General features: G+C 59.9%; 18 protein-coding genes and 1 riboswitch. Of the genes, 9 read left to right on the top strand and 9 right to left on the bottom strand.

What is annotated here, in order from left to right; all coding sequences use genetic code 11:
• Window positions 1-5: 5 nt before the first annotated feature.
• Window positions 6-1,202, bottom strand: coding sequence for an HlyD family secretion protein (locus RCJ00_RS06290; RefSeq protein ID WP_316220924.1), 1,197 nt, complete (start codon window positions 1,200-1,202; stop codon window positions 6-8).
• A gap of 21 nt (window positions 1,203-1,223) precedes the next feature.
• Window positions 1,224-2,639: an efflux transporter outer membrane subunit gene (locus RCJ00_RS06285; protein WP_316220923.1), complete on the bottom strand. Its 1,416-nt coding sequence runs from the start codon at window positions 2,637-2,639 to the stop codon at window positions 1,224-1,226.
• A gap of 113 nt (window positions 2,640-2,752) precedes the next feature.
• Between RCJ00_RS06285 and RCJ00_RS06280 the strand changes: the two genes are divergently transcribed.
• A complete protein-coding gene (locus tag RCJ00_RS06280; RefSeq protein WP_316220922.1) occupies window positions 2,753-3,430 on the top strand; it encodes a TetR/AcrR family transcriptional regulator in 678 nt (225 codons plus the stop codon).
• A gap of 27 nt (window positions 3,431-3,457) precedes the next feature.
• Here RCJ00_RS06280 and RCJ00_RS06275 read toward each other — a convergent pair whose 3' ends face one another.
• Complete coding sequence (locus RCJ00_RS06275) at window positions 3,458-5,005, bottom strand: amino acid ABC transporter ATP-binding/permease protein (RefSeq protein WP_316220921.1); 1,548 nt, start codon at window positions 5,003-5,005, stop codon at window positions 3,458-3,460.
• Window positions 5,005-6,672 carry a thiol reductant ABC exporter subunit CydD gene (gene cydD, locus RCJ00_RS06270; protein ID WP_316220920.1) on the bottom strand — a complete coding sequence of 556 codons (1,668 nt, stop codon included), beginning with the start codon at window positions 6,670-6,672 and terminating at the stop codon, window positions 5,005-5,007. The genes RCJ00_RS06275 and cydD overlap by 1 nt, the downstream gene beginning before the upstream one ends.
• 125 nt (window positions 6,673-6,797) lie before the next feature.
• Here cydD and RCJ00_RS06265 point away from each other — a divergent pair, with 125 nt between their 5' ends.
• Genes RCJ00_RS06265 through cydX form a run of 3 tightly spaced genes read left to right on the top strand, consistent with a single transcriptional unit; the run spans window position 6,798 to window position 9,737 of the window.
• Window positions 6,798-8,390 (top strand): cytochrome ubiquinol oxidase subunit I, encoded by a 1,593-nt coding sequence (locus RCJ00_RS06265; protein ID WP_316220919.1) that lies wholly within the window; start codon window positions 6,798-6,800, stop codon window positions 8,388-8,390.
• A gap of 11 nt (window positions 8,391-8,401) precedes the next feature.
• Window positions 8,402-9,562 carry a cytochrome d ubiquinol oxidase subunit II gene (cydB, locus tag RCJ00_RS06260; protein ID WP_316220918.1) on the top strand — a complete coding sequence of 387 codons (1,161 nt, stop codon included), beginning with the start codon at window positions 8,402-8,404 and terminating at the stop codon, window positions 9,560-9,562.
• A 52-nt stretch (window positions 9,563-9,614) separates the two neighbouring features.
• The gene (gene cydX, locus RCJ00_RS06255; protein ID WP_316220917.1) at window positions 9,615-9,737 is read left to right on the top strand and encodes a cytochrome bd-I oxidase subunit CydX; all 123 of its coding nucleotides are present in this window, start codon (window positions 9,615-9,617) and stop codon (window positions 9,735-9,737) included.
• Between the two features lie 63 nt (window positions 9,738-9,800).
• Here cydX and RCJ00_RS06250 read toward each other — a convergent pair whose 3' ends face one another.
• On the bottom strand, window positions 9,801-10,979 hold the full coding sequence (locus RCJ00_RS06250) for a polysaccharide biosynthesis protein (RefSeq protein WP_023456851.1): 1,179 nt from the start codon (window positions 10,977-10,979) through the stop codon (window positions 9,801-9,803).
• Between the two features lie 125 nt (window positions 10,980-11,104).
• Here RCJ00_RS06250 and RCJ00_RS06245 point away from each other — a divergent pair, with 125 nt between their 5' ends.
• The 3 genes from RCJ00_RS06245 to moaC are packed head-to-tail and all read left to right on the top strand — an operon-like array spanning window position 11,105 to window position 12,262.
• On the top strand, window positions 11,105-11,335 hold the full coding sequence (locus tag RCJ00_RS06245) for a MoaD/ThiS family protein (protein WP_316220916.1): 231 nt from the start codon (window positions 11,105-11,107) through the stop codon (window positions 11,333-11,335).
• Between the two features lie 4 nt (window positions 11,336-11,339).
• Window positions 11,340-11,798 (top strand): molybdenum cofactor biosynthesis protein MoaE, encoded by a 459-nt coding sequence (locus RCJ00_RS06240; protein ID WP_316220915.1) that lies wholly within the window; start codon window positions 11,340-11,342, stop codon window positions 11,796-11,798.
• Window positions 11,795-12,262 carry a cyclic pyranopterin monophosphate synthase MoaC gene (gene moaC / locus RCJ00_RS06235; RefSeq protein WP_316220914.1) on the top strand — a complete coding sequence of 156 codons (468 nt, stop codon included), beginning with the start codon at window positions 11,795-11,797 and terminating at the stop codon, window positions 12,260-12,262. The genes RCJ00_RS06240 and moaC overlap by 4 nt, the downstream gene beginning before the upstream one ends.
• A 130-nt stretch (window positions 12,263-12,392) precedes the next feature.
• Here the strand turns inward: moaC and RCJ00_RS06230 are convergent, their stop codons facing one another.
• From RCJ00_RS06230 to RCJ00_RS06220, 3 genes are all read right to left on the bottom strand, one after another.
• Window positions 12,393-14,309: a TonB-dependent receptor plug domain-containing protein gene (locus RCJ00_RS06230; protein ID WP_316220913.1), complete on the bottom strand. Its 1,917-nt coding sequence runs from the start codon at window positions 14,307-14,309 to the stop codon at window positions 12,393-12,395.
• A 155-nt stretch (window positions 14,310-14,464) separates the two neighbouring features.
• Window positions 14,465-14,649: riboswitch (cobalamin riboswitch) on the bottom strand.
• A gap of 82 nt (window positions 14,650-14,731) precedes the next feature.
• Window positions 14,732-16,069 carry a TadE/TadG family type IV pilus assembly protein gene (locus RCJ00_RS06225; RefSeq protein ID WP_316220912.1) on the bottom strand — a complete coding sequence of 446 codons (1,338 nt, stop codon included), beginning with the start codon at window positions 16,067-16,069 and terminating at the stop codon, window positions 14,732-14,734.
• Window positions 16,070-16,145: 76 nt separating this feature from the next.
• Window positions 16,146-16,427 (bottom strand): BolA family protein, encoded by a 282-nt coding sequence (locus RCJ00_RS06220; protein ID WP_316220911.1) that lies wholly within the window; start codon window positions 16,425-16,427, stop codon window positions 16,146-16,148.
• Window positions 16,428-16,498: 71 nt separating this feature from the next.
• Between RCJ00_RS06220 and RCJ00_RS06215 the strand changes: the two genes are divergently transcribed.
• On the top strand, window positions 16,499-17,164 hold the full coding sequence (locus RCJ00_RS06215; protein WP_023456858.1) for a J domain-containing protein: 666 nt from the start codon (window positions 16,499-16,501) through the stop codon (window positions 17,162-17,164).
• Between the two features lie 105 nt (window positions 17,165-17,269).
• Here the strand turns inward: RCJ00_RS06215 and RCJ00_RS06210 are convergent, their stop codons facing one another.
• The gene (locus RCJ00_RS06210) at window positions 17,270-17,983 is read right to left on the bottom strand and encodes a GNAT family N-acetyltransferase (protein ID WP_316220910.1); all 714 of its coding nucleotides are present in this window, start codon (window positions 17,981-17,983) and stop codon (window positions 17,270-17,272) included.
• A gap of 81 nt (window positions 17,984-18,064) precedes the next feature.
• Here RCJ00_RS06210 and RCJ00_RS06205 point away from each other — a divergent pair, with 81 nt between their 5' ends.
• A complete protein-coding gene (locus tag RCJ00_RS06205) occupies window positions 18,065-18,517 on the top strand; it encodes a GFA family protein (protein ID WP_316220909.1) in 453 nt (150 codons plus the stop codon).
• The last annotated feature ends 12 nt before the right edge of the window (window positions 18,518-18,529 follow it).

Below are 18,529 nucleotides of genomic sequence, written 5' to 3'. Positions count from 1 at the left end.
TGACGCTAGTTGCGGGTATCGATCTTGGCATCCATCGACAGACCGACGCGCAAGGGGTGGGCGGCCACTTCCTTGGGGTCCAGATCGATACGGACGGGCAGACGCTGAACCACCTTGATCCAGTTGCCGGAGGCGTTCTGGGCCGGGATCAGCGAGAAGGCCGATCCGGTGCCACCGGAAATACCGCGGACGGTACCGTGATAGGTGATGCTCTTGCCGTAGAGATCCGAATGGAGTTCGACCTTCTGGCCCGGAACGACCTTGCGCAATTGGCCTTCCTTGAAATTGGCGTCCACATAGGCGCGCGCCGTCGGCACCACGGTCATAAGGGGCGTCCCGACGCCGACCTGCTGGCCGACCTGGACTGCCTTCTTGGACACGATGCCGTCGGTGGGGGCGCGTACGACGGTGCGTTCCAGAGCCAGTTTGGCGGCGTCAAGCTTGGCCTGGGCCGACAGGACTTCGGGGTTCTCGGCCGCCGAAACGCCCGAAAACTGCGCTGCGTTGGTGGCGCGCTGGCCACCGGCGGCTTCCACCCCGGCCAGGGCCTGGGCGCGTGCGGCCTGGGCCGTATTGAGCGCGGCCTGGGCCTGGGTATAGGCGTTCTGCGCGGTGGTGAGTTCTTCCTGCGAAACTGCGCCGGACTGGGCCAGGTTCTGGCGGCGAGTCAGTTCGGTCTTGGCATTGCTGAGGTTGGCTTCGGCTGCCGCGATCTGGGCATTGGCACCGGCCACATCGGCTTGGCGCGCGCCAAGCTGGCCGGCCAGGGCGGCATCGCTGGCATAATAGCCTTGAACGTGACGCTGGGCCAGGGCCAGGGCGGCTTCGGCCTGGGCGACGGCGATCTTGGCATCAGCATCGTCAATAGTCAGAAGGACATCGCCGGCCTTGACGGCTTGCGTTTCCGAAACGGCGATGGAAGCGACCGGCCCGGCGACCAGGGCGTTGACCTGCGCCGTATCGGTGCCGACATAGGCGTTATCGGTGGAGACGTAGTGCGAGGCGACCAGCATGTACCAGGCGCCATAGGCCACGGCGCCAACGGCAACGGCGACGCCGAGATAGGTCAAGAGGCGCTTCCGCTTGGCATTGCCGGCGGCGTTGGCAACCGGCGGTCTTACAGGGGCGGCGGCTTTGGGCGGCGCACCGTAGGCTTCGGTGGATTCTTCCAACTTTTCAACGGCGGGGGCGGTGTCGGGCATGATGAAATCTCTCTGATTTCTTTAATTGTTTACAGTGTATTGGCCGCCCAGCGATTTGATCAGGGCGATGTCGAGAGTCAGGGCGCGGCTGCGTAGATCGGCCACCACACGGCGCTGACTGATCAGGCTTTGTTCGGCGACCAGGAGCGACGTGTAGTCGGACAGGCCGCCGTCGTAACGCAGCTTGCTCAGGCGATACGCTTCTTCATACGCGGTCAGGGCCTGTTCGGATGTGCCGAGGCGCGATTGCAGGGCGCGCTGACTGGTCAAGGTATCGGCGACTTGCTGCATGGCGACCAGAACGTCCTGGTTATAGCTGGCGATGGCGAGGGCGTGTTCGCTTTCTGCCGATTTCAGGTTGGCTTTCAGGGCGCCGCCGTCGAACAAAGGCAGGCTGAGGGCAGGGCCAAATTGGCCCATGTCCGAACCATTGGCGAACAGCTTATCCAGTTTCAGCGACTGAAAACCGGCAAAGGCGGCTAGGTTGATGTTGGGGTAAAAGGCGGCGTGCGCCTGCTTGATACGGGCCGACGCGGCTTCGGCGCGCCAGCGGGCGGCAATGACGTCGGGGCGACGGCCGATCAGGTTGAGATCGATCTGACTGGGAATAGCCCCGAAGGCTTGTGTGCTGGGCGTCAGCGTCGGACGTTGCAGGGTCGCGGCGAAATCGGGTGATGCCCCGGTCAGCATGGCGATCATGTGCTTGTTGATATCTATCTGTTCGTCGATCGCGGCCAGATCGGCCTGGGCGGCATAGATACCGGCCTTGGCCTGTTCATTCTGCGCCGTATTGCTGACGCCGTTGTCGAGTTTCTGCTGCACCAGCTTGGCGCTGTCGGCGCGAATGGCGACGGCGCGCTCGGCCAGATCACGCGACTGGTACAGCCGGTCGAGATCGACATAGGTGCTGGCTATCGCGGTGGACAGGATAAGGCGCGCCTGGGCGGCGTCGGCTTCGGCAGCCCGGGCGAGGGTGGAGGCGGCATCGATGGCCGCGCGGTTGCGGCCCCAGAAGTCCAGCTCCCAATTGAAATTGAGCGTCACCTGACCCTGGTCGATGTATTTATGCGGAATCAGGCCCGGCGGAAAAAGATAGTTGTTGCTTTGCAGTGCTTCGGAGGCGGCGGCATTCACCGATACATTCGGGCGGTCGGCAGCGCGATATTGCGATACGGCGGCTTGGGCCTGATTGAGACGCGCTTCGGCAATGGCCAGCGACGGCGAATTGTTGAGCGCCTGGTTCATCAGGCGCTGCAATTGCGGATCGCCAAGGCCGCTCCACCAATTCTGTTCGCTAACCGCCTGTATAGGATTGACTTTTTTGGCCTGGCTGGGCTCGGATGCGAAAGGCGCACTTTGCGGGATTGTAGTGCATGCGCTCAACGCGGTTGTGGTCAGAAGGGCGGCGACCAGGGTGGAAACACGAATATAGTTCATTGGGGGCGACTCTTGAAATAACCGTACGGTATGGTCATATTAACTGGACATATAGACTGCAGTGCGATATCTGTCAAGCTGACCATACCGTACGGTTGAGGAATATTTTTGCGATGCAAACACAAAATGTAACGGCGTTGAAACCGCATGAACCCAAGGGACGCATGAGCAGCGAGGAGCGCCGCGAAGCGATCCTTGATGTCGCGACCGAGATTTTCATGGAAGAAGGCTATGCCAGCGCCTCAATGTCGACCATCGCTGCCCGGCTTGGCGGATCGAAGGGCACGCTATATAACTATTTCAAGAGTAAGGAAGAGTTGTTCACCGCCTATGTTCAACGCCATTGCGTCTTCCATCGCGGCCAGACAACGGCGCTGCTGAACGAAGAAGGCGAGGCGCGCAAGGTTCTGAAAAACTATGCGACGCGCTATCTGCGTTCGTTCACCTCGGAACAGACCTTGCAGAACTGGCGCATCATTTCGGCGGAATCGCAGAAGTCGCCGGAAATTGGCCGTCTGTTCTACGAAAGCGGCCCGCTGAGCGGCGTACGCATTCTGGCTGGCTATTTCGATAAGGCTCAGGCGCGCGGCGAACTGAATTTTCCTAATGCCGAACAGGTGGCGCATCAGTTTGTGTCGCTTATTCATGGCCGCATGATCAAGGCGCGCTTGATGAATTACATCCCCGAGCCGACGGACGCTGAAATCGCCGCGGAAGTTGACGCGGCGCTGTTCGTCTTCTTTGCCGCCTATGGCGTCAGCAAGCCGACCGACCCAGTTAGCCTTTCGTAGTCGGTCTGTCGTAGCTCATTTGCCTAGTCAGTCCGGCGTAAGATCCAGCACGTGGCTGGCCAGGCCGTGGGGCGCCTGACGGTGGCTAATCAGGATCAATGACCGGTTTTCGCTGGCCAGATGATGCGCCAGCCGGGAGACGACCTCCGCCTCCGTTAATAAATCAAGACCTTCGGTTGGCTCGTCGAGTATCAGCACCGGCGCGGGCCGAAGCAGACTGCGCGCCAGGGCCAATCGTTTACGCTCCCCACCCGACAAGGTGACGCCCCCGTCACCGACCCAGGTGTCCAGCCCTTTTGGCATGGCGGATACGCGGGTTTTCAATTGGGCGATCTCCAGAGCATTCCACATATCCGCTTCGGCGCCCCCTGCCATGGCCAGGTTATCGCGCAGGGTACCGGTGAGGGGCGTGGCGTCCTGCGGGCATAAGGAAAAGAGATCGCGTCCGGCATTTGTAGAAAAGCCTTCGAGGGACCTCAATCCCATCAAGGCTTCAGCGAGACGTGTCTTGCCGCATCCCGATGGCCCGGCGATGCGAAGCCTAAGGCCTGTCAAGGCATAGGTATGATCCCGATAGGTAAACACCGGATCGGCGTCTGTGTGACGGTTGAGGATTTGCGGCTGATCGTAAATGGCGGCGACGCGATGTTCAGCCTCGCTGAAACCGGCCTTTTGGCCCAGTGCGCGCAGCAGGATTCCGACCGACTCGAATCCCATACTGCTGGCCAGAAGGGCCAGGGCCATGAGGGGTAACGGGGCGTGCAGGCTCGCAAGGGCGACGCTGGCCAGGCATAGGCCGGTTAGTAGGGTGGTAATCGCACCGGTGATCGCGTCTCGACTGACGACGCGGGTGCGGGCTGACAGCAGCCGCGCTTCGAGTATCTGCAATTCAGCCAACAGGGGTTGTTGAAGATCGTAGGTCCGAATATCGGGCAAGACCGTCATCAGGTTATAGAACCGTGCCTTCAAGTCCCCCATGGCTGCCTGTTCAGAAAGGGCGGTATCCTCAGGCAGGCGGCGGTGGATATACAGACCGGCCAGCAGGGCCAGGCCGACGAAGCACGCTAGAGCCAGCGCGGCCCACAGGCCGGCGAAAGCGGTCAAAACCACGGCGGCGACCACGCCGGATATGCCGGCGGCGGGGGCGCTGCGCATGACGAGCGCGGTTTCAAGCGTCGTTACGTCCTGGATAAAGCGGCTGGAGGCATCGCCCCGGCTAATGCGTAATGTCTTTTCTGGATTGGCTTTGAACACACGTTCCAACAGGGCGGGGCGAAGTTCTGCCATGGCGCGCAGGGCCGCATCGTGGCCCATATAGCGTTCGCCATAACGCAGCACTGTACGAGCGATGGCGAAGAAGCGGATGGCGGCGCTAGGCAACAGGTAGTTGAACGCCTGGGCGGCGATCGGACCTGCGGCGCCGGCCACGGCCGCGCCTGTCAGGAACCAGCCGGAAATCCCAAGCAGGCTGACTGCCGATACGCTGACGCCGGCGGCGAAGACCGCGGTCAGGAACAGGCGTGTACCGAAATGATCTTTCAGGGCTTTCAAAAAGCTTCCGAAATTACCAGTCATCACAATTCCACCACGCGGTCTGCCAAAGCGCACAGCGCTGGCGAATGACTGGACAGGATCACCGTCCGCCCCTTGAAGAGATCTGGCAAGCGGGCAATCAGGTCGGCTTCAGCGGCAGGGTCGAGGTCGGCCGTTGGTTCGTCGAGCACCCATAATGGCGCGGCCTTAAGCGCGGCGCGTGCCAAACCGATCTTGCGCCGCTCGCCGCCCGACAGGCCAGAGCCGCGTTCGTCAATTGGTGCCGACAATGCGCTTTCTCGCGTTATAACGAGTGTATTAAGGCCAAATTTCTCAATCACTTCATTCGGATCGGCTTGTCGGTTGGCGAGGTTGAGATTGTCAGCCAGGCTGCCCGCCAGAATCGGCGGATTTTGCGATACCCAGGCGATACTGCGACTGAGGTCGATGAGCGGCTGACCGTTGACCCGTACGGCGCCCTCATGCCGGCCGTGACCGAGGAGGAGGCGCAGCAGGGTTGTCTTCCCCGAACCGGTTGGTCCCTTCAAAGCAACCACTTGGCCGGGACGGGCCGTAAAGCTAACCGGGCCGATACGGAAGTCGGGATCGTCTGGGAAGGTGCAGGTTACGGCGTCATAGGTGACTTCCGGCGCGTCTTTAAGGGCCGGCTGCGCGGCGATGTCCGGGCTGATGTCCAGCGCCATAAGACGTTGAGCCGCCGCCATGGCGGTTTGCTGGTCGTGATAGGCGGCCGCCAGGCGGCGCATGGGGGCATAGACTTCTGGCGCCAGGGCCAGGACGAAGAAGGCCTTGGCCAGGGTCAGGACTTCCGGCACGGGGAAGGGCAACTGGCCCAATAAATAAAAGCCGCAATAGATGGCGATCAACGCGACGCTCAAGGCGCTAAAGAATTCCAGAACGGCGGAGGTTACGAACGCGATCTTGAGCACACGCAGGGTGCGTTCGGCGACGTCGCGGGCGGCGCGTCCGACAATCCCGACCTGACGCGGCCCCGCATCGAAGCTCAAAATCAGGGGCAGGGCGCGGATACGATCAACAAACAGATTCGAAAGGCGCGACAGCGCATCGAGTTGCCGTTTCGATTCATCGGCACTGGTCATGCCCAGAATGGCCATCAGTGCGACAAACGGAAGCAGGGTCAACAACAATATGCCGGCGCTGACCGGGCTGACAATGGCCATGACCGCGATGAAGACGAGGGGCAGAACGCGAGCGGACAGGTCAGCCTGACGGAAGCGCGCATAGTAGCCTTCCAGACTTTCGGTGTCCTCGAACAGGGCGTTAAGCCGAGCCTGATGGCGCGCGGAATCGACCCGGCCAGCCAAGGCCTTTTCCATGATGTCGAGTCGGATATGGCTGACGATGCGGCGCGCGGTTTCCATGCCAAGCTTTTGATTATAAAGACCGATTATTGCGCGCACCGCCAGGGAAATCACTGTCAGGGCGAGGGAGGGCCAAAGATAAATCAATGATTGATTTTTTTGAAACAGGTCGCTGACCATATGGCTTAGACCCCAGGCAAAGCCACCGATGCATAGTCCATCCAGCAGTCCGAGCCAGCCCCCCCGTCGCAGGCCGCGCGCGTCCCATAAGGCCCATGCGCGCAACTGGCCACGGATGGCCTTGGTATCCAAAACCGACCCCGGTGCGGCGTCCGGGTGCGACATTGTGCGTGTTGTACGGTCCAAGCTTAAGCCTTACAATTTATATGGTTTTAGCGGTGAGTATTCCTATTAGTTAGAAATGCTCATTGCTAAGGGCTGATTTTGGGTGTCTTCTTCGCCGGAGACGCGAACTTTCCCGGGGAAATCCGATGGACCTAAGTACCGTAGAACTGTCGAGGCTGCAATTCGCCTTGACCGCCATGTATCACTTCCTCTTTGTCCCGTTGACGCTCGGCCTGAGCTTCATGCTGGTCATCATGGAGAGCGTGTATGTCCTTACACGACAAGAGGTTTGGCGCACCATAACGCGCTTCTGGGGCCTTCTGTTCGGTATCAACTTCGTTCTGGGTGTGGCAACAGGTCTCACCATGGAATTCGAGTTCGGTATGAACTGGTCCTATTACTCCCACTATGTCGGCGACATTTTTGGCGCGCCGCTGGCGATAGAAGGCTTGATGGCCTTCTTCCTTGAGGCGACCTTCGTCGGGTTGATGTTCTTCGGTTGGGACAAGCTGTCCAAACCGGCGCACTTGCTGGTCACCTTTCTAGTGGCGCTCGGCACCAACCTGTCCGCCTTGTGGATTCTTGTTGCCAACGGCTGGATGCAACATCCCGCCGGCGCTGAATTCAACCCGGCAACCATGCGTATGGAAGTGACCAACTTCATGGAGGTCATATTCAACCCTGTCGCTCAGGCCAAGTTTGTCCATACGGTCAGTGCCGGCTACGTGCTGGCGGCGGTGTTCGTCATGGGGGTCTCGGCCATATATCTAATCAACGGCAAATGGACGAGCGTCGCCAAGCGGTCGATGGCTGTCGCCGCCGCCTTTGGCCTGGCCTCCGCTTTGTCGGTCGTCGTTCTGGGCGATGAGTCGGGTTACGCACTCACCGATAACCAGAAGATGAAGTTGGCCGCATTGGAATCCATGTGGCACACCGAAAAGGCGCCCGCCGGCATCTCCATCTTCGGCATCCCCAACGTCAAGGAACAACGCACCGATCTCGATGTGAAGATCCCTTACGTTCTGGGCCTGATCGCCACGCGCAGCGTCGATCAACCTGTGATCGGCATTCTGGACCTGGTTGAAAAGGACGAAGGTCGCATCCGCTCCGGTGTCATCGCCTATGATGGTGTGGAGAAGCTGAAGGTCAATGCAGATGATCCTGCTGCCCGGGCGCAGTTCGAAGCGCACAAGGCCGACCTCGGTTACGCCCTGCTGCTCAAGAAATACGTCGATGATCCGCGCAAGGCTGATGAAGCGACTATCACCAAGGCCGCCATGGACACCATTCCCAACGTGCCGGTGATGTTCTGGTCCTTCCGGGCCATGGCAGGGCTGGGTTTCGCCTTCATCCTGCTGTTCGCCACCGCCTTCCTGATGGTGACGCTCAATAAACACAACAACAAGCTCTTCCTGCTGGCCTGCATCGTCGCCATCCCCTTTCCGTGGATCGCCATCGAAGCCGGTTGGCTGCTGGCCGAAATCGGTCGCCAGCCCTGGGCAGTGGACGGCGTGCTGCCGACCTTCATGGGCGCGTCCAGCCTGACCAAACCCCAGATCTGGGCCACTATAGCCGGCTTTACCCTGATGTACGGGGTGATGGCGGTCATCGAAATCCAGCTCATGATCAAGACCATCAAAAAAGGACCGTATGAGGCCAAGTTCGGTCGCATGCACAATGATCCCGAAGTCAGCGCCACTGACAATCCGGCCCTGCCCGTCGTCGGCCCGGCTGAGTAAGGAGATAGATTATGGAACTTCCTCTCGATTACCCGACGCTTCGCGTCATTTGGTGGGGCCTTGTGGGCGTCCTGCTCATCGGCTTCGCCATCATGGATGGCTTCGACATGGGGGTCGCTGCCCTGTTGCCCTTCGTCGCAAAGAGTGACGGTGAGCGTCGCGCCGTCATCAATACGGTCGGTGCGACCTGGGAAGGCAACCAGGTATGGTTCATCCTGGGCGGCGGCGCCATCTTCGCGGCCTGGCCGTTTGTCTACAGCGCCAGCTTCTCCGGCTTCTACCTGGCCATGTTCCTGGTGCTGATGGCGCTCATCCTGCGTCCGGTCGGCTTCAAGTACCGCTCCAAGCGGCCAGGCAAGGCCTGGCGCCGCAATTGGGACTGGGCGCTGTTTGCTGGCGGCTTCATTCCCGCTCTCGTCTTCGGCGTCGCTATTGGCAATGTCCTGCAGGGCGCTCCCATCCACTATGATGGCGACCTGCGGGTCACCTATCAGGACCAGTTCCTGGGTGGGCTCTTGGGCTTGTTCACGCCCTTCACCCTCCTGTGCGGCCTGACGTCTGTCGCCATGCTGGTGCTGCAAGGTTCCACATGGCTGGCGATGAAGCTGGAAAAGGGCGATGCGCGTGACAGGGCTGTTCGCTTCGGCGCGATTTCCGCCCTCGCTTTGGTTGTCTTCTTCGCCATCGGCTATCTCTTCATCCGCTTCTCCAACCTGGGTTTCAGCGTCGTCACGGCGGTGTCCCCCGACGGTGCGTCGAACCCGACCCGCGCCGAAGTGATCCCCGCCGCGGGCGCCTGGTTGACGAATTTCAGCAAGTACCCCTGGATGTGGGCCGCACCGTTGCTGGGTTTTGCCGGTCCGTTGCTGGCGCTCCTCGGCCTGCGTCTGCGCAGTGACTGGCTGTCCTTTATTGGCTCTTCGCTGGCCATAGTCGGCATCATCGGCACCGTCGGGTGCTCTATGTTCCCGATCATTCTGCCCAGCACGGTCGATGCTCATTCCAGCCTGCTCGTCTGGACGGCTTCCAGCTCGCACATGACCCTGTTCATCATGCTGCTGGTGACGGTTTTGTTCCTGCCGATCGTGCTGCTCTACACCGCCTGGGTTTACAAGGTGCTGTTCGGACGCGTCAGCACCGAACACCTCAAGACCAATCCCGATCTATATTAGACACGGCCGGGGAGGCAAAAACCTCCCCTAGGCCCTTCGTTAGGAGTGCAACATGTGGTATTTTTCATGGATCCTGGGTGTCGGCCTGGCTGTCGCCGTCGGTATTCTCAACGGCATCTGGTATGAATTTCATACCGCCGACGATCCGGATGCCGAAGATCCCTACAAAAACTAAAAAAAGGCGCTCCATCGGGGCGCCTTTTGTTTTGACCGTTTTACCTTTGGCCTCTTGGCGAAGTTATTCGCGGAGGGATTTCACCAGATTGAACACCATGGTCTTGGCCGGATCGTCATGACCTTCCTGCGCCAGGTTGTAGAGGGTCTGCATGACTTCCTCAGCGATTGGCTCGACATGGGCCTGATTGACCACCTCGAAAATACCCGGCAACACCAGCTCGCGTATTTCGTTGTCGTCGACCAGGGCTTCGGTGATCTTTTCACCCTCGCGCAGGCCGGTGAAGCTGATCTTGATGTCCTTGTCCGGTCGCAGTCCGTATAGACGGATCATCCGGGTGGCCAGGTCATATATCTTGACCGGCTTACCCATTTCCAGAATGTACAGGCCGGATTTATGCTCGGGCGTACGCGCGTTGTTCATGGCCGCCGTCAGCACAAGTTGAACCGCTTCGAAGATCGTCATGAAATAGCGTTCGACTTCGCGGTCGGTCAGGGTGATCGGCCCGCCGCGCTCGATCTGCGATTTGAACAGAGGCACGACGGACCCGGTCGAACCCAGCACATTACCGAAGCGCACGACACAGGCCTGGTGCGTATCGGAAATCTGGGTGCGGATCAGGTGTTCGGCCAAACGCTTGGTCGCCCCCATCAGAGATGACGGCGCGACGGCCTTGTCCGATGAAATCAGGACCAGTTGCTGTACGCCCGCCGCCTTGGCGGCGTCGATGACGTATTGCGTACCCAAGACATTGGTCAGCACACTTTCGCTCGGATTCATCTCGACCATCGGCACATGCTTCAGGGCGGCGGCGTGGAAGATGACGTCGGGCTTTTGTGCTGCGACCAAGGCGGCAATACGTTCCTTACGGCGGACACTGCACAGGAAGGGGCGGGCGCGATCGCCGGCGCCGTTTTTGGGAAAGGTCTCGCGGATGGCGCGGTCTATTTCGTAGAGCGCCAGTTCGGAATGGTCGATCAGCGAAACGTGAGCGGCGCCAAGCGTTAGCACCTGCTTGCAAATTTCAGACCCGATCGAACCGCCGGCGCCGGTAACCAGAATACGTTTTCCGGCATAAAAGTTTTTCAGGCCCTGCGTGTCCAGTTCAACCTGCGGACGGTGAAGGAGCACCTTGAAAGAGGCGGGATCGCTCGGGTCAGGCAGAGGGAGGCTGTTCGGCTTTTTGCCAAAGGCGGCAAGGCGTGACAGGAACCTTAGAAGCCGATAGTTGGACAGACTCATTGATATTCCGACAAGCAGATAAGACGTACGTATTGAGCGTGTTATGGTTGTTTTAGCAAGCGCAAACGCGCACCGTTTGAAAAATTTCACAACTCTTGGCGCGTCATGATGTTAAGACTATGACCATGATCGATATTTTATTCTTCGGCCGGATCGCGGACATAATGGGCAGGCGCCGCCTGAGTCTCGACCTGCCCGATGGCGGGTTATCACTGCTGGCCTTACGTGCGCAACTGTTTACCCCCCATGGTGATGTGACGCCGCTGATGAGCGTCAACCAGCAGGTGGAAAGCGGCGACCGGCCATTGAGCGATGGTGATGAGGTGGCCTTCTTTTCGGTATTTTCCGGTGGATAAGTCGGTGTGCGATATTCGTTTGATCGACGGACCCTTCGATCCGGCGCAGGTCCATGCCGATTTCCTGAGACGCTTTGGTGCTTACGGCGCCGTAACCGCCTTCACCGGCGTTGTGCGAGGCGACACGTCGGGCCAGGCCGTCGATTATCTTTATCTCGACTGGTATCCCGGCATGACGGAAGCATCGCTTCTGGCGATAGGCGAGGCGGCGGCGGAGCGTTTCGACGTGCGCGCGCTCTGCGTTCATCATCGCTGCGGGCGGATCGATGCAGGTCAGCCGGTCGTCTTCGTGGCGGCGGCGGCGGCTCATCGAAGGGCGGCATTCGATGCCGCCGATTACATGATGGACCGCCTAAAATCGGAAGCGGCCTTCTGGAAGCGGGAGGTCGGGGAAACCCTGGATCGCTGGGTGGAGCCGACCGCGCACGATGCAGAGGATCTTAAACGTTGGAGCAAGACATGAGCGAACTGAGCCACCTGGATGACGCCGGACGGGCGCGGATGGTCGACGTGTCGGATAAGGCGGTGACGGCGCGGCTTGCTCGGGCCGAAGGATGTTTGATCTGCGCGGCCGCCACGGTGGACAGGGTCGTTGCGGGCACGATGCCGAAAGGTGCGGTGATATCGACGGCTGAACTGGCGGGCATCATGGCCGCCAAGCAGACGGCGAACCTGATTCCCCTGTGCCACCCCTTGGCGCTGAGCCAGGTGGCTGTCGCCATCACGGTCGATCACGCCTTACCGGGCTTCAGGATCGCGGCTGAGGTCAAGACGACATCGCAGACCGGCGTGGAAATGGAGGCGTTGACGGCGGTGAGCGTCGCTGCGCTGACGCTTTATGACATGCTGAAGGCTGTCGATAAGGGGATGCGTATCGAAGGCATAGCCGTTACCGCCAAGCAGGGTGGCAAATCCAACTGGGTTTAGAGGCTGGCCAAAAAGAAACGCAGAAGCCCAGATCCTCTGCGTTCCTGGGCCTCTGCGTTGAAGGGGGCTCGAATAGGTGCGGTTTAGCTAATTTGCTGCGCCGCACAAAATCAAACCGTCTGTAATGTTCTTAAAACAAACGTGTGTGGATACCGATCCACACGCGGCGGCCGACCTGACCGTAGTTGGCGGCGGTTTGATACCGTGTGTCGCCGACGTTTTCGATGCGGCCATAGAGGCTGATCCGGTCATTGAGCGCATAGTCGGCGCGCAGGTCGACCAGGCCGTAGCTCTTGAGCAGGGTGGCATTGTAGACATCGTTGAACCGATCACCAGCGTAGCGCGCGCCGGCGCTGAGGGTCAGCTGCGGGGTGGCGATCCAGGTCATATCGATACTGCCCAATTGTCGGGGCGTACGCGGCAGGCGGTTGCCGAGGAACCCGGCCGAGCGGTTTTCCGTATATAGGAAGCTGTAATTGCCACGCAGCGATAGGGTCTCGCTCAAGGCATACGTACCTTCCAATTCGACGCCGCGTGCCTCGGTCCGGGCGATATTGGCATAGTAGCCGAACGGTCGGCTTGGGCACAGGCCGATGGTGGGATCGGCATAACAGCCGGAGAAGAAGTCGATCTGGTCATCGACCCGGCGTGTGAAGGCGGTGACGCCGAACTGGCCCTTTTCGAAGGTGTAATCGACGCCGGCGTCCAGCGTGACAGCGGTTTCCGGTTTAAGGTCGGTGTTGCCGTAATCGCTGTATAGTTGATACAGGCTTGGCACCTTTACACCCTGGCCAGCGCTGGCGTGCAGACGGACCCGGTCGGTGACCGGCGCGCTGACGCTCAACTGAGCGATATCCTGACCGCCGAAGCTGGACGCGTCGTCGTGACGCAGACTCAGGGCCGCCGATACCGCGCCAAAATCGTGGCTGAGTTGGCCATAGACGCTCGACAGGTTGGACGACGCCTTTTGCGGTGTCGGGTTGGGGTCCCAAGAGGCCGGTGAGGCGGTTTGCATAGTGTCGCGCTCATAGCTTAGGCCGCCGAGCAGGCGGGTCTGCGGCGTCAGACGATAGGTGATGTGATAGTCTGCCGACTGCATATGACCGGTGGCGACAAAGTTCGGCGTGTGGTCGGGATTGAAATCGTGGCGGTCATTGTCGGTCTCGCTGATCGACAGGGTCTGCTCCCCCGCCGCGAAGCGATGGGTGATGGCCAAAACATTCATCGTGGTGTCGGTCTTGCCGAAATCGCCCGTATCGGCGAAGGCATAGAGCGGCGCCGGGAAGCCGTCATAGTCATTTCGGCTGTGGACCTTACTGGAGAAGGCCTTCACGGTCAGGGTGTCGGTAAGGGCATAGCTCAGCTTGCCACTGAGGGTGGTCTGCCCGAATCCGTCCTTTTCCGTGCCGCCGGCAAAGGCGGAAACGCCGCGATCGTTTTGTGTGCTGCCATAGACGCGCCATGACAGTTTGCCGACCCGGCCGCCGAGGCCGAGGCGAGCCGCGCCATATTCGTCGAAGCCTTCCACGCGCAGGTCGCCTTCCAGGGCTTGCGATGGGGCGCGAGTCGTGATGCTGACCACGCCGCCCAGGGCGCCGGATCCCCACAGGGTGGATAGCGGGCCGCGCAGGACTTCGATGCGGGCGGCATCGTCTGTGCTCAGCAGGCCCAGATTGGTTCCGCCGCCCACCTGAGAGGGATCATTGAGACGGACACCATCGAGCAGGTACAGGGTATGGTCGCCGCCGGCGCCGCGGATGGATGCCGTGGCCGCCTGACCCGGACCGCCATTACGAGACAGGCTGAGATCGGTGGTGCGCGCCAGCAGGTCGGAAATTTGCAGGGACTGATAGGTGCGGATATCTGCGTCCGTCAGGACATCGACGCTTTGACCCAGTTTAGAGACGGGCAGGCTTTCACGCGTGATGGAAACGATGACTTCAGTTGGCGCCTCATCGGCCTGGGCTAACCCCGGAAGTGTCAGGCTGGGTATGGCTAGCGCCAGGGCGGAGGCCTTGATCAGCAAGAGGTTTTTACGGTTTAACATGTGTAAAACGGTCTTTCGGTCAGAAACGAAAGCCGCAAACGCGCACGACAAAGCTCGCGCCTTCACGGCTTACAAAGCATCGTCTCTCGGGGGGCAGACGCCACCATGCAGGCATGGGACTTCGATCTCCGCTCGCGCTGCACTTCCCGGCCACGCAAAGGACGACAGCCAAGGCAGGTCTCCTGACTCGCGCCTCTGACGCTCGCAACGTCTTCCCGGCGGACCAGTGACATCTGTTGCAAAGCTCGGCGCTTACAGTTGCGGGGACAGTTCGGGAGTTACACCCGATTCCCTATTATCCCGCGGGTCAGCGCGGGCACCTTTGGCACGCGGCTGGATTAGGGCGGATGCTGCGGCGCGTCAAGCCTTTAGGCAGGCGGGTGCGCAGATAGCCCTCGGGTGCGGACTCTGCGCATCAGCCCTTAGCCGTTGAGGCGGACAACCGTGATCACTCGGTTGAACAGGGCTTGCATGGCGTCGGAAATGCCCTGGCTGGGGCTGACCTCGAAGTACAGGCCGGGCGAGGCGCAGGCTTGCATCTGGGTCGCCAGCTGCGACGGCGCCGCGACATATTTGGCCAGCCAACTGTTGTAGAAGCCGTTGGTAGGCAGGGGCAGGTAGGTGGTATACAGCACGGCTATGCGTATGCCGCGCGCCTTTATCGCCGTGCACTGGGTGATATCCAGCGGCGTGATGCGGCGGCAGGTGTTGCCGTTTGTATAGTTGCAATCATACGAATCATTGGCCCCGTCGCTCACCATGAACAGAACTTTTTGCGGCGCGCCGGCGGTTAAACCGTCACCGGGCGTGGGAATGAGGTTATTCATGCTGGTTAGGGTCGATTTGAAATTCGTCTGGCGATCCGAATTATATCCTGCGTAGGGCATGACCATCAGGTCGATCTTGGCGGCATTGCTGGCCGATTGAACCAGATCAGTAGTCAGGGCGCTGACCTGATAGGCCGTCGGGTTTTGCGCATCTATGGTGTCGGCGGACAGGCCGAAATCGTAGATAGCCATACGGAACTGATTGGCCATTGTCTGGCTTTGACCTGCCTTGGTCATCAAATTTTGAGTGGCCTGGCGCACCACGTCGATGCGCGTTGTGACACCAAGCTTCTTTGCCTTCGTGTAATAGTCCTTGCCTTCCATGTCCCTCTGGTGACAGGCGAAGGCGCACTGGTCGGATGTATTGGCGACCATCTTGTTGATGTCGGCGGTCGTGGCGCCGACGCCCATGGACGGGCTGTTGTCGAGGAGAAGATAGAAATCGATATAGGGCGGGATCGTGGTGATCGTTTTGGATGTGACGTTAATCGGCAAGGCGCTAAAACCTAAGACGCCGAGCATCAAAGGTTTGAATGTGCCTGTGGCCGTGAGCGTGGACGTCAGGGTATTGGTCGCCTTGGTGACCGTGGCACTGGCGGTAACCCCAGTCAGATCACTCGCCGATTGCATGCCGGACTGGAACATGCTGACGGCCTGGGTCTCGCCGACGGCGATTTCACCCGAACCAATCTGGGTGCTGGCCTTAAAGGCCATGGAATTGATGGCGACCGCGCCGACGCTGGCTACGTCGGCGGCATCCTGCATTTCGTTGCGCAACTGCAGCATGCGATTAAAATCCATCGCGCCACCGATCGCGAGAAAGATAACGGGTATAGCGAGGGCGGCGATGATGGCCACGTTGCCTTTGGCATTGCGCGAGACATTGGCCCAGATGGAATATCTGCCGTTGATGGAAAATAGTCTTCCGAACATGTCAATGCCTGGCTGAAATGCAACTGAGCAGTCAGTTTCTCACAACAGGCTTAATTGCCGGCTAACCGCCGAGAGATTATTTTTCAGCGGCTTCCAGGGGCGTTAATGTCTGGAGGCTGAGGGCGTGGACCGGACCGGCCAGTTCGTCCGCCAGGGCGGCATTAATCAACCGTTGACGAGCGACGCGAGTGAGCCCGATAAAGGCTTCGGACACAATGCGCACGGAAAAATGACTTTCTCCCCCTTCACGCGCGCCCGCATGTCCACTATGTTTGGCGCTGTCGTCGTTGATATCCAATTGCTGCGGGGCGAAAGCCTGGTTGAGCTTCGCTTTCAGGCGGTCGGCTACGATTCCCATATTCTGCCTCACGTGTTGGGTATGGAATGGATGTCAGCTTCTTTTAAGATTTAGGGATCATATTTCAAGGTATGAGCGAAGGATTTAAGTACAAGCCGCGTCTCGGCATGGATATGCGCATTCGTCCGCCAAAGGAAGGCGAGGAAAAAACGCGCCGTCCGGAGGACGATGTCCTGCATCTCAAACCCGGCGAAAAGCCTTGCGAATGGCCAGAGTGCCACAAGGCTGCGACGGCTCGCGCGCCCAAATCGCGCGAAATGATGAATGAATATTATAATTTCTGCCTCAACCATGCGGCTGAATATAACAAGAACTGGAATTTCTTCTCCGGCATGAGCGAGGGCGAAGCCAAGCGCCATCGCGAATCCATCGCTACCGGCGACCGTCCGACCTGGGCGTTCCGCGCCTCCCGCGTCAGCCGTGAGGCGGCGAACTTCGCCACAAAGGGCACCAAGGCCGGCGGCTTCTACGATCCGCACAGCGTTTTCGGCGCCGGTGCGGCGCCCATCCGCGAGAAGGGGGAGCCCAGTACGCGCCAGTACGGAAAGATCGAGCGGGCGGCGTTCGCCGACCTCGACCTCGAGGTCGGCGCGACCGCGGAACAGATTCGCGTCCGCTACACCGAAATGCTGAAACGTTGCCACCCCGACAATAACGGCGGCGACCGTTCGGCCGAGGACAAACTTCAGCGCGTCATCAAGGCGTATAAAGTCCTCAAAAAGATGTCCATCGCCTAAAAACGCGGTGTTTGGACCGATAGTGTGTTGCATGCGAGGCCTGTACAAGATGCAGGCCGCGCTTTGTTTTTGCTGTCGGACGCCAGGTCACCATTGGGCTTATGGCTACAGGCTGCTGAAAAAGGCATCCGTGCCTGCGTCGCCACCCGGGCGGCGAAACAGATGAACCTGCATCAGGCGGCGCGGCCGAAAGCCTAAACTTTCATACAGGGTGATAGCCGGCCGGTTGTCGGGTAGAACGTTGAGAAACGGCACCTTGCCATCGGCGACGATGCGGCGGCCCATAATCGAGGTGAGGCGTCGCGCGTGCCCCTGGCCCTGGTTGTCGGGATGGACGCAAATCGCGCTGATTTCTGTAAATCCTTCGGGTTTCATCCGTTCCCCTGCCAAGGCGGCGAGGCGCCCGTCAGCGCGTACACCGATATAGCTGCCCATTTCCACAGTCCGCCGTCCGAACGGGCCGGGCTTTGTCAGGGTTGTCAGGGCGATCATGTCGTCGACGTCATCCAAGGTCATGGCCGATGCATCATCTTCGACATCGGCCGGGCGGAAATCGAAGGCCGCCATTTGCAGACAGGGAAATCGCACCACTAGATCGAGCCCGACCGGGGCTTCCAACGCGTCTGGAGACCACAAGACGGCTGTATCACCGTCATGCATGCGCGAAGCCAGAATGGGCAGGGCGGAGGGTGCCTCCAGCGCCGCGAACGGCGAGACCTCGGCCGGGTAGCGCAGGACCGGGCCATCGCCAATGGCGAGGGCGGCGTGGCGGCCTGTCAGGGCGGACCAGGCGGGATTGTCGAGTATAGAGATGTCCATGCCGCCCTTTAGCAGAAAGGTTTCGACTCTGCTGCCGGAATCTGGCTCAACACACGGATTGAATGTATGCAAAGGGAGGACATGATGACGCAGATTCTGAAGGGCGGATGCCAGTGCGGCGCCATCCGTTTCGAAGTCACCGGGCCGCTCACGGATACGTCCATTTGTCACTGCCGGATGTGCCAGAAGGCCTTTGGCAACTTTTTTGCGCCGCTGGTCTCCGTTCGCGGTACCGACTTTCGCTGGACCCGCGTCGAACCGGCGCGTTTCCAGAGTTCCAATCTGGTGCAGCGTGGCTTTTGTCCCGCCTGCGGCACGCCTCTGACCTACGAAGCGCCGGACGGCATGGCCGTCGCCATCGGCGCCTTCGATCATCCCGAAAACCTTGAGCCGACCATCCAGTACGGGATTGAGGGCCGTCTGGCCTATCTTGACCGGCTCAATGACTGGTCGCGCCGTACGACTCTCGACGATATCGAGGCCGCGCCCTTTCTCGACAAGCTAGTGAGCTATCAGTATCCGGACGAAGCCTAGATACTGCCGCGG

The sequence above is a fragment of the Asticcacaulis aquihabitans genome (assembly GCF_032490435.1).
In the GTDB taxonomy this organism is placed as follows: domain Bacteria; phylum Pseudomonadota; class Alphaproteobacteria; order Caulobacterales; family Caulobacteraceae; genus Asticcacaulis.
Note: the sequence above shows the minus strand (reverse complement) of the source record. Positions and strands in the feature narration are given on the sequence as shown.

What these genes read in the sequence shown, in the direction of transcription:
- RCJ00_RS06290 (WP_316220924.1), bottom strand. Translation starts at nt 1,202, where the DNA reads ATGCCCGACACCGCCCCCGCCGTTGAAAAGTTGGAAGAATCCACCGAA.
- RCJ00_RS06285 (WP_316220923.1), bottom strand. Translation starts at nt 2,639, where the DNA reads ATGAACTATATTCGTGTTTCCACCCTGGTCGCCGCCCTTCTGACCACA.
- RCJ00_RS06280 (WP_316220922.1), top strand. Translation starts at nt 2,753, where the DNA reads ATGCAAACACAAAATGTAACGGCGTTGAAACCGCATGAACCCAAGGGA.
- RCJ00_RS06275 (WP_316220921.1), bottom strand. Translation starts at nt 5,005, where the DNA reads ATGACTGGTAATTTCGGAAGCTTTTTGAAAGCCCTGAAAGATCATTTC.
- RCJ00_RS06265 (WP_316220919.1), top strand. Translation starts at nt 6,798, where the DNA reads ATGGACCTAAGTACCGTAGAACTGTCGAGGCTGCAATTCGCCTTGACC.
- cydB (WP_316220918.1), top strand. Translation starts at nt 8,402, where the DNA reads ATGGAACTTCCTCTCGATTACCCGACGCTTCGCGTCATTTGGTGGGGC.
- cydX (WP_316220917.1), top strand. Translation starts at nt 9,615, where the DNA reads ATGTGGTATTTTTCATGGATCCTGGGTGTCGGCCTGGCTGTCGCCGTC.
- RCJ00_RS06250 (WP_023456851.1), bottom strand. Translation starts at nt 10,979, where the DNA reads ATGAGTCTGTCCAACTATCGGCTTCTAAGGTTCCTGTCACGCCTTGCC.
- RCJ00_RS06245 (WP_316220916.1), top strand. Translation starts at nt 11,105, where the DNA reads ATGATCGATATTTTATTCTTCGGCCGGATCGCGGACATAATGGGCAGG.
- moaC (WP_316220914.1), top strand. Translation starts at nt 11,795, where the DNA reads ATGAGCGAACTGAGCCACCTGGATGACGCCGGACGGGCGCGGATGGTC.
- RCJ00_RS06230 (WP_316220913.1), bottom strand. Translation starts at nt 14,309, where the DNA reads ATGTTAAACCGTAAAAACCTCTTGCTGATCAAGGCCTCCGCCCTGGCG.
- RCJ00_RS06225 (WP_316220912.1), bottom strand. Translation starts at nt 16,069, where the DNA reads ATGTTCGGAAGACTATTTTCCATCAACGGCAGATATTCCATCTGGGCC.
- RCJ00_RS06220 (WP_316220911.1), bottom strand. Translation starts at nt 16,427, where the DNA reads ATGGGAATCGTAGCCGACCGCCTGAAAGCGAAGCTCAACCAGGCTTTC.
- RCJ00_RS06215 (WP_023456858.1), top strand. Translation starts at nt 16,499, where the DNA reads ATGAGCGAAGGATTTAAGTACAAGCCGCGTCTCGGCATGGATATGCGC.
- RCJ00_RS06210 (WP_316220910.1), bottom strand. Translation starts at nt 17,983, where the DNA reads ATGGACATCTCTATACTCGACAATCCCGCCTGGTCCGCCCTGACAGGC.
- RCJ00_RS06205 (WP_316220909.1), top strand. Translation starts at nt 18,065, where the DNA reads ATGATGACGCAGATTCTGAAGGGCGGATGCCAGTGCGGCGCCATCCGT.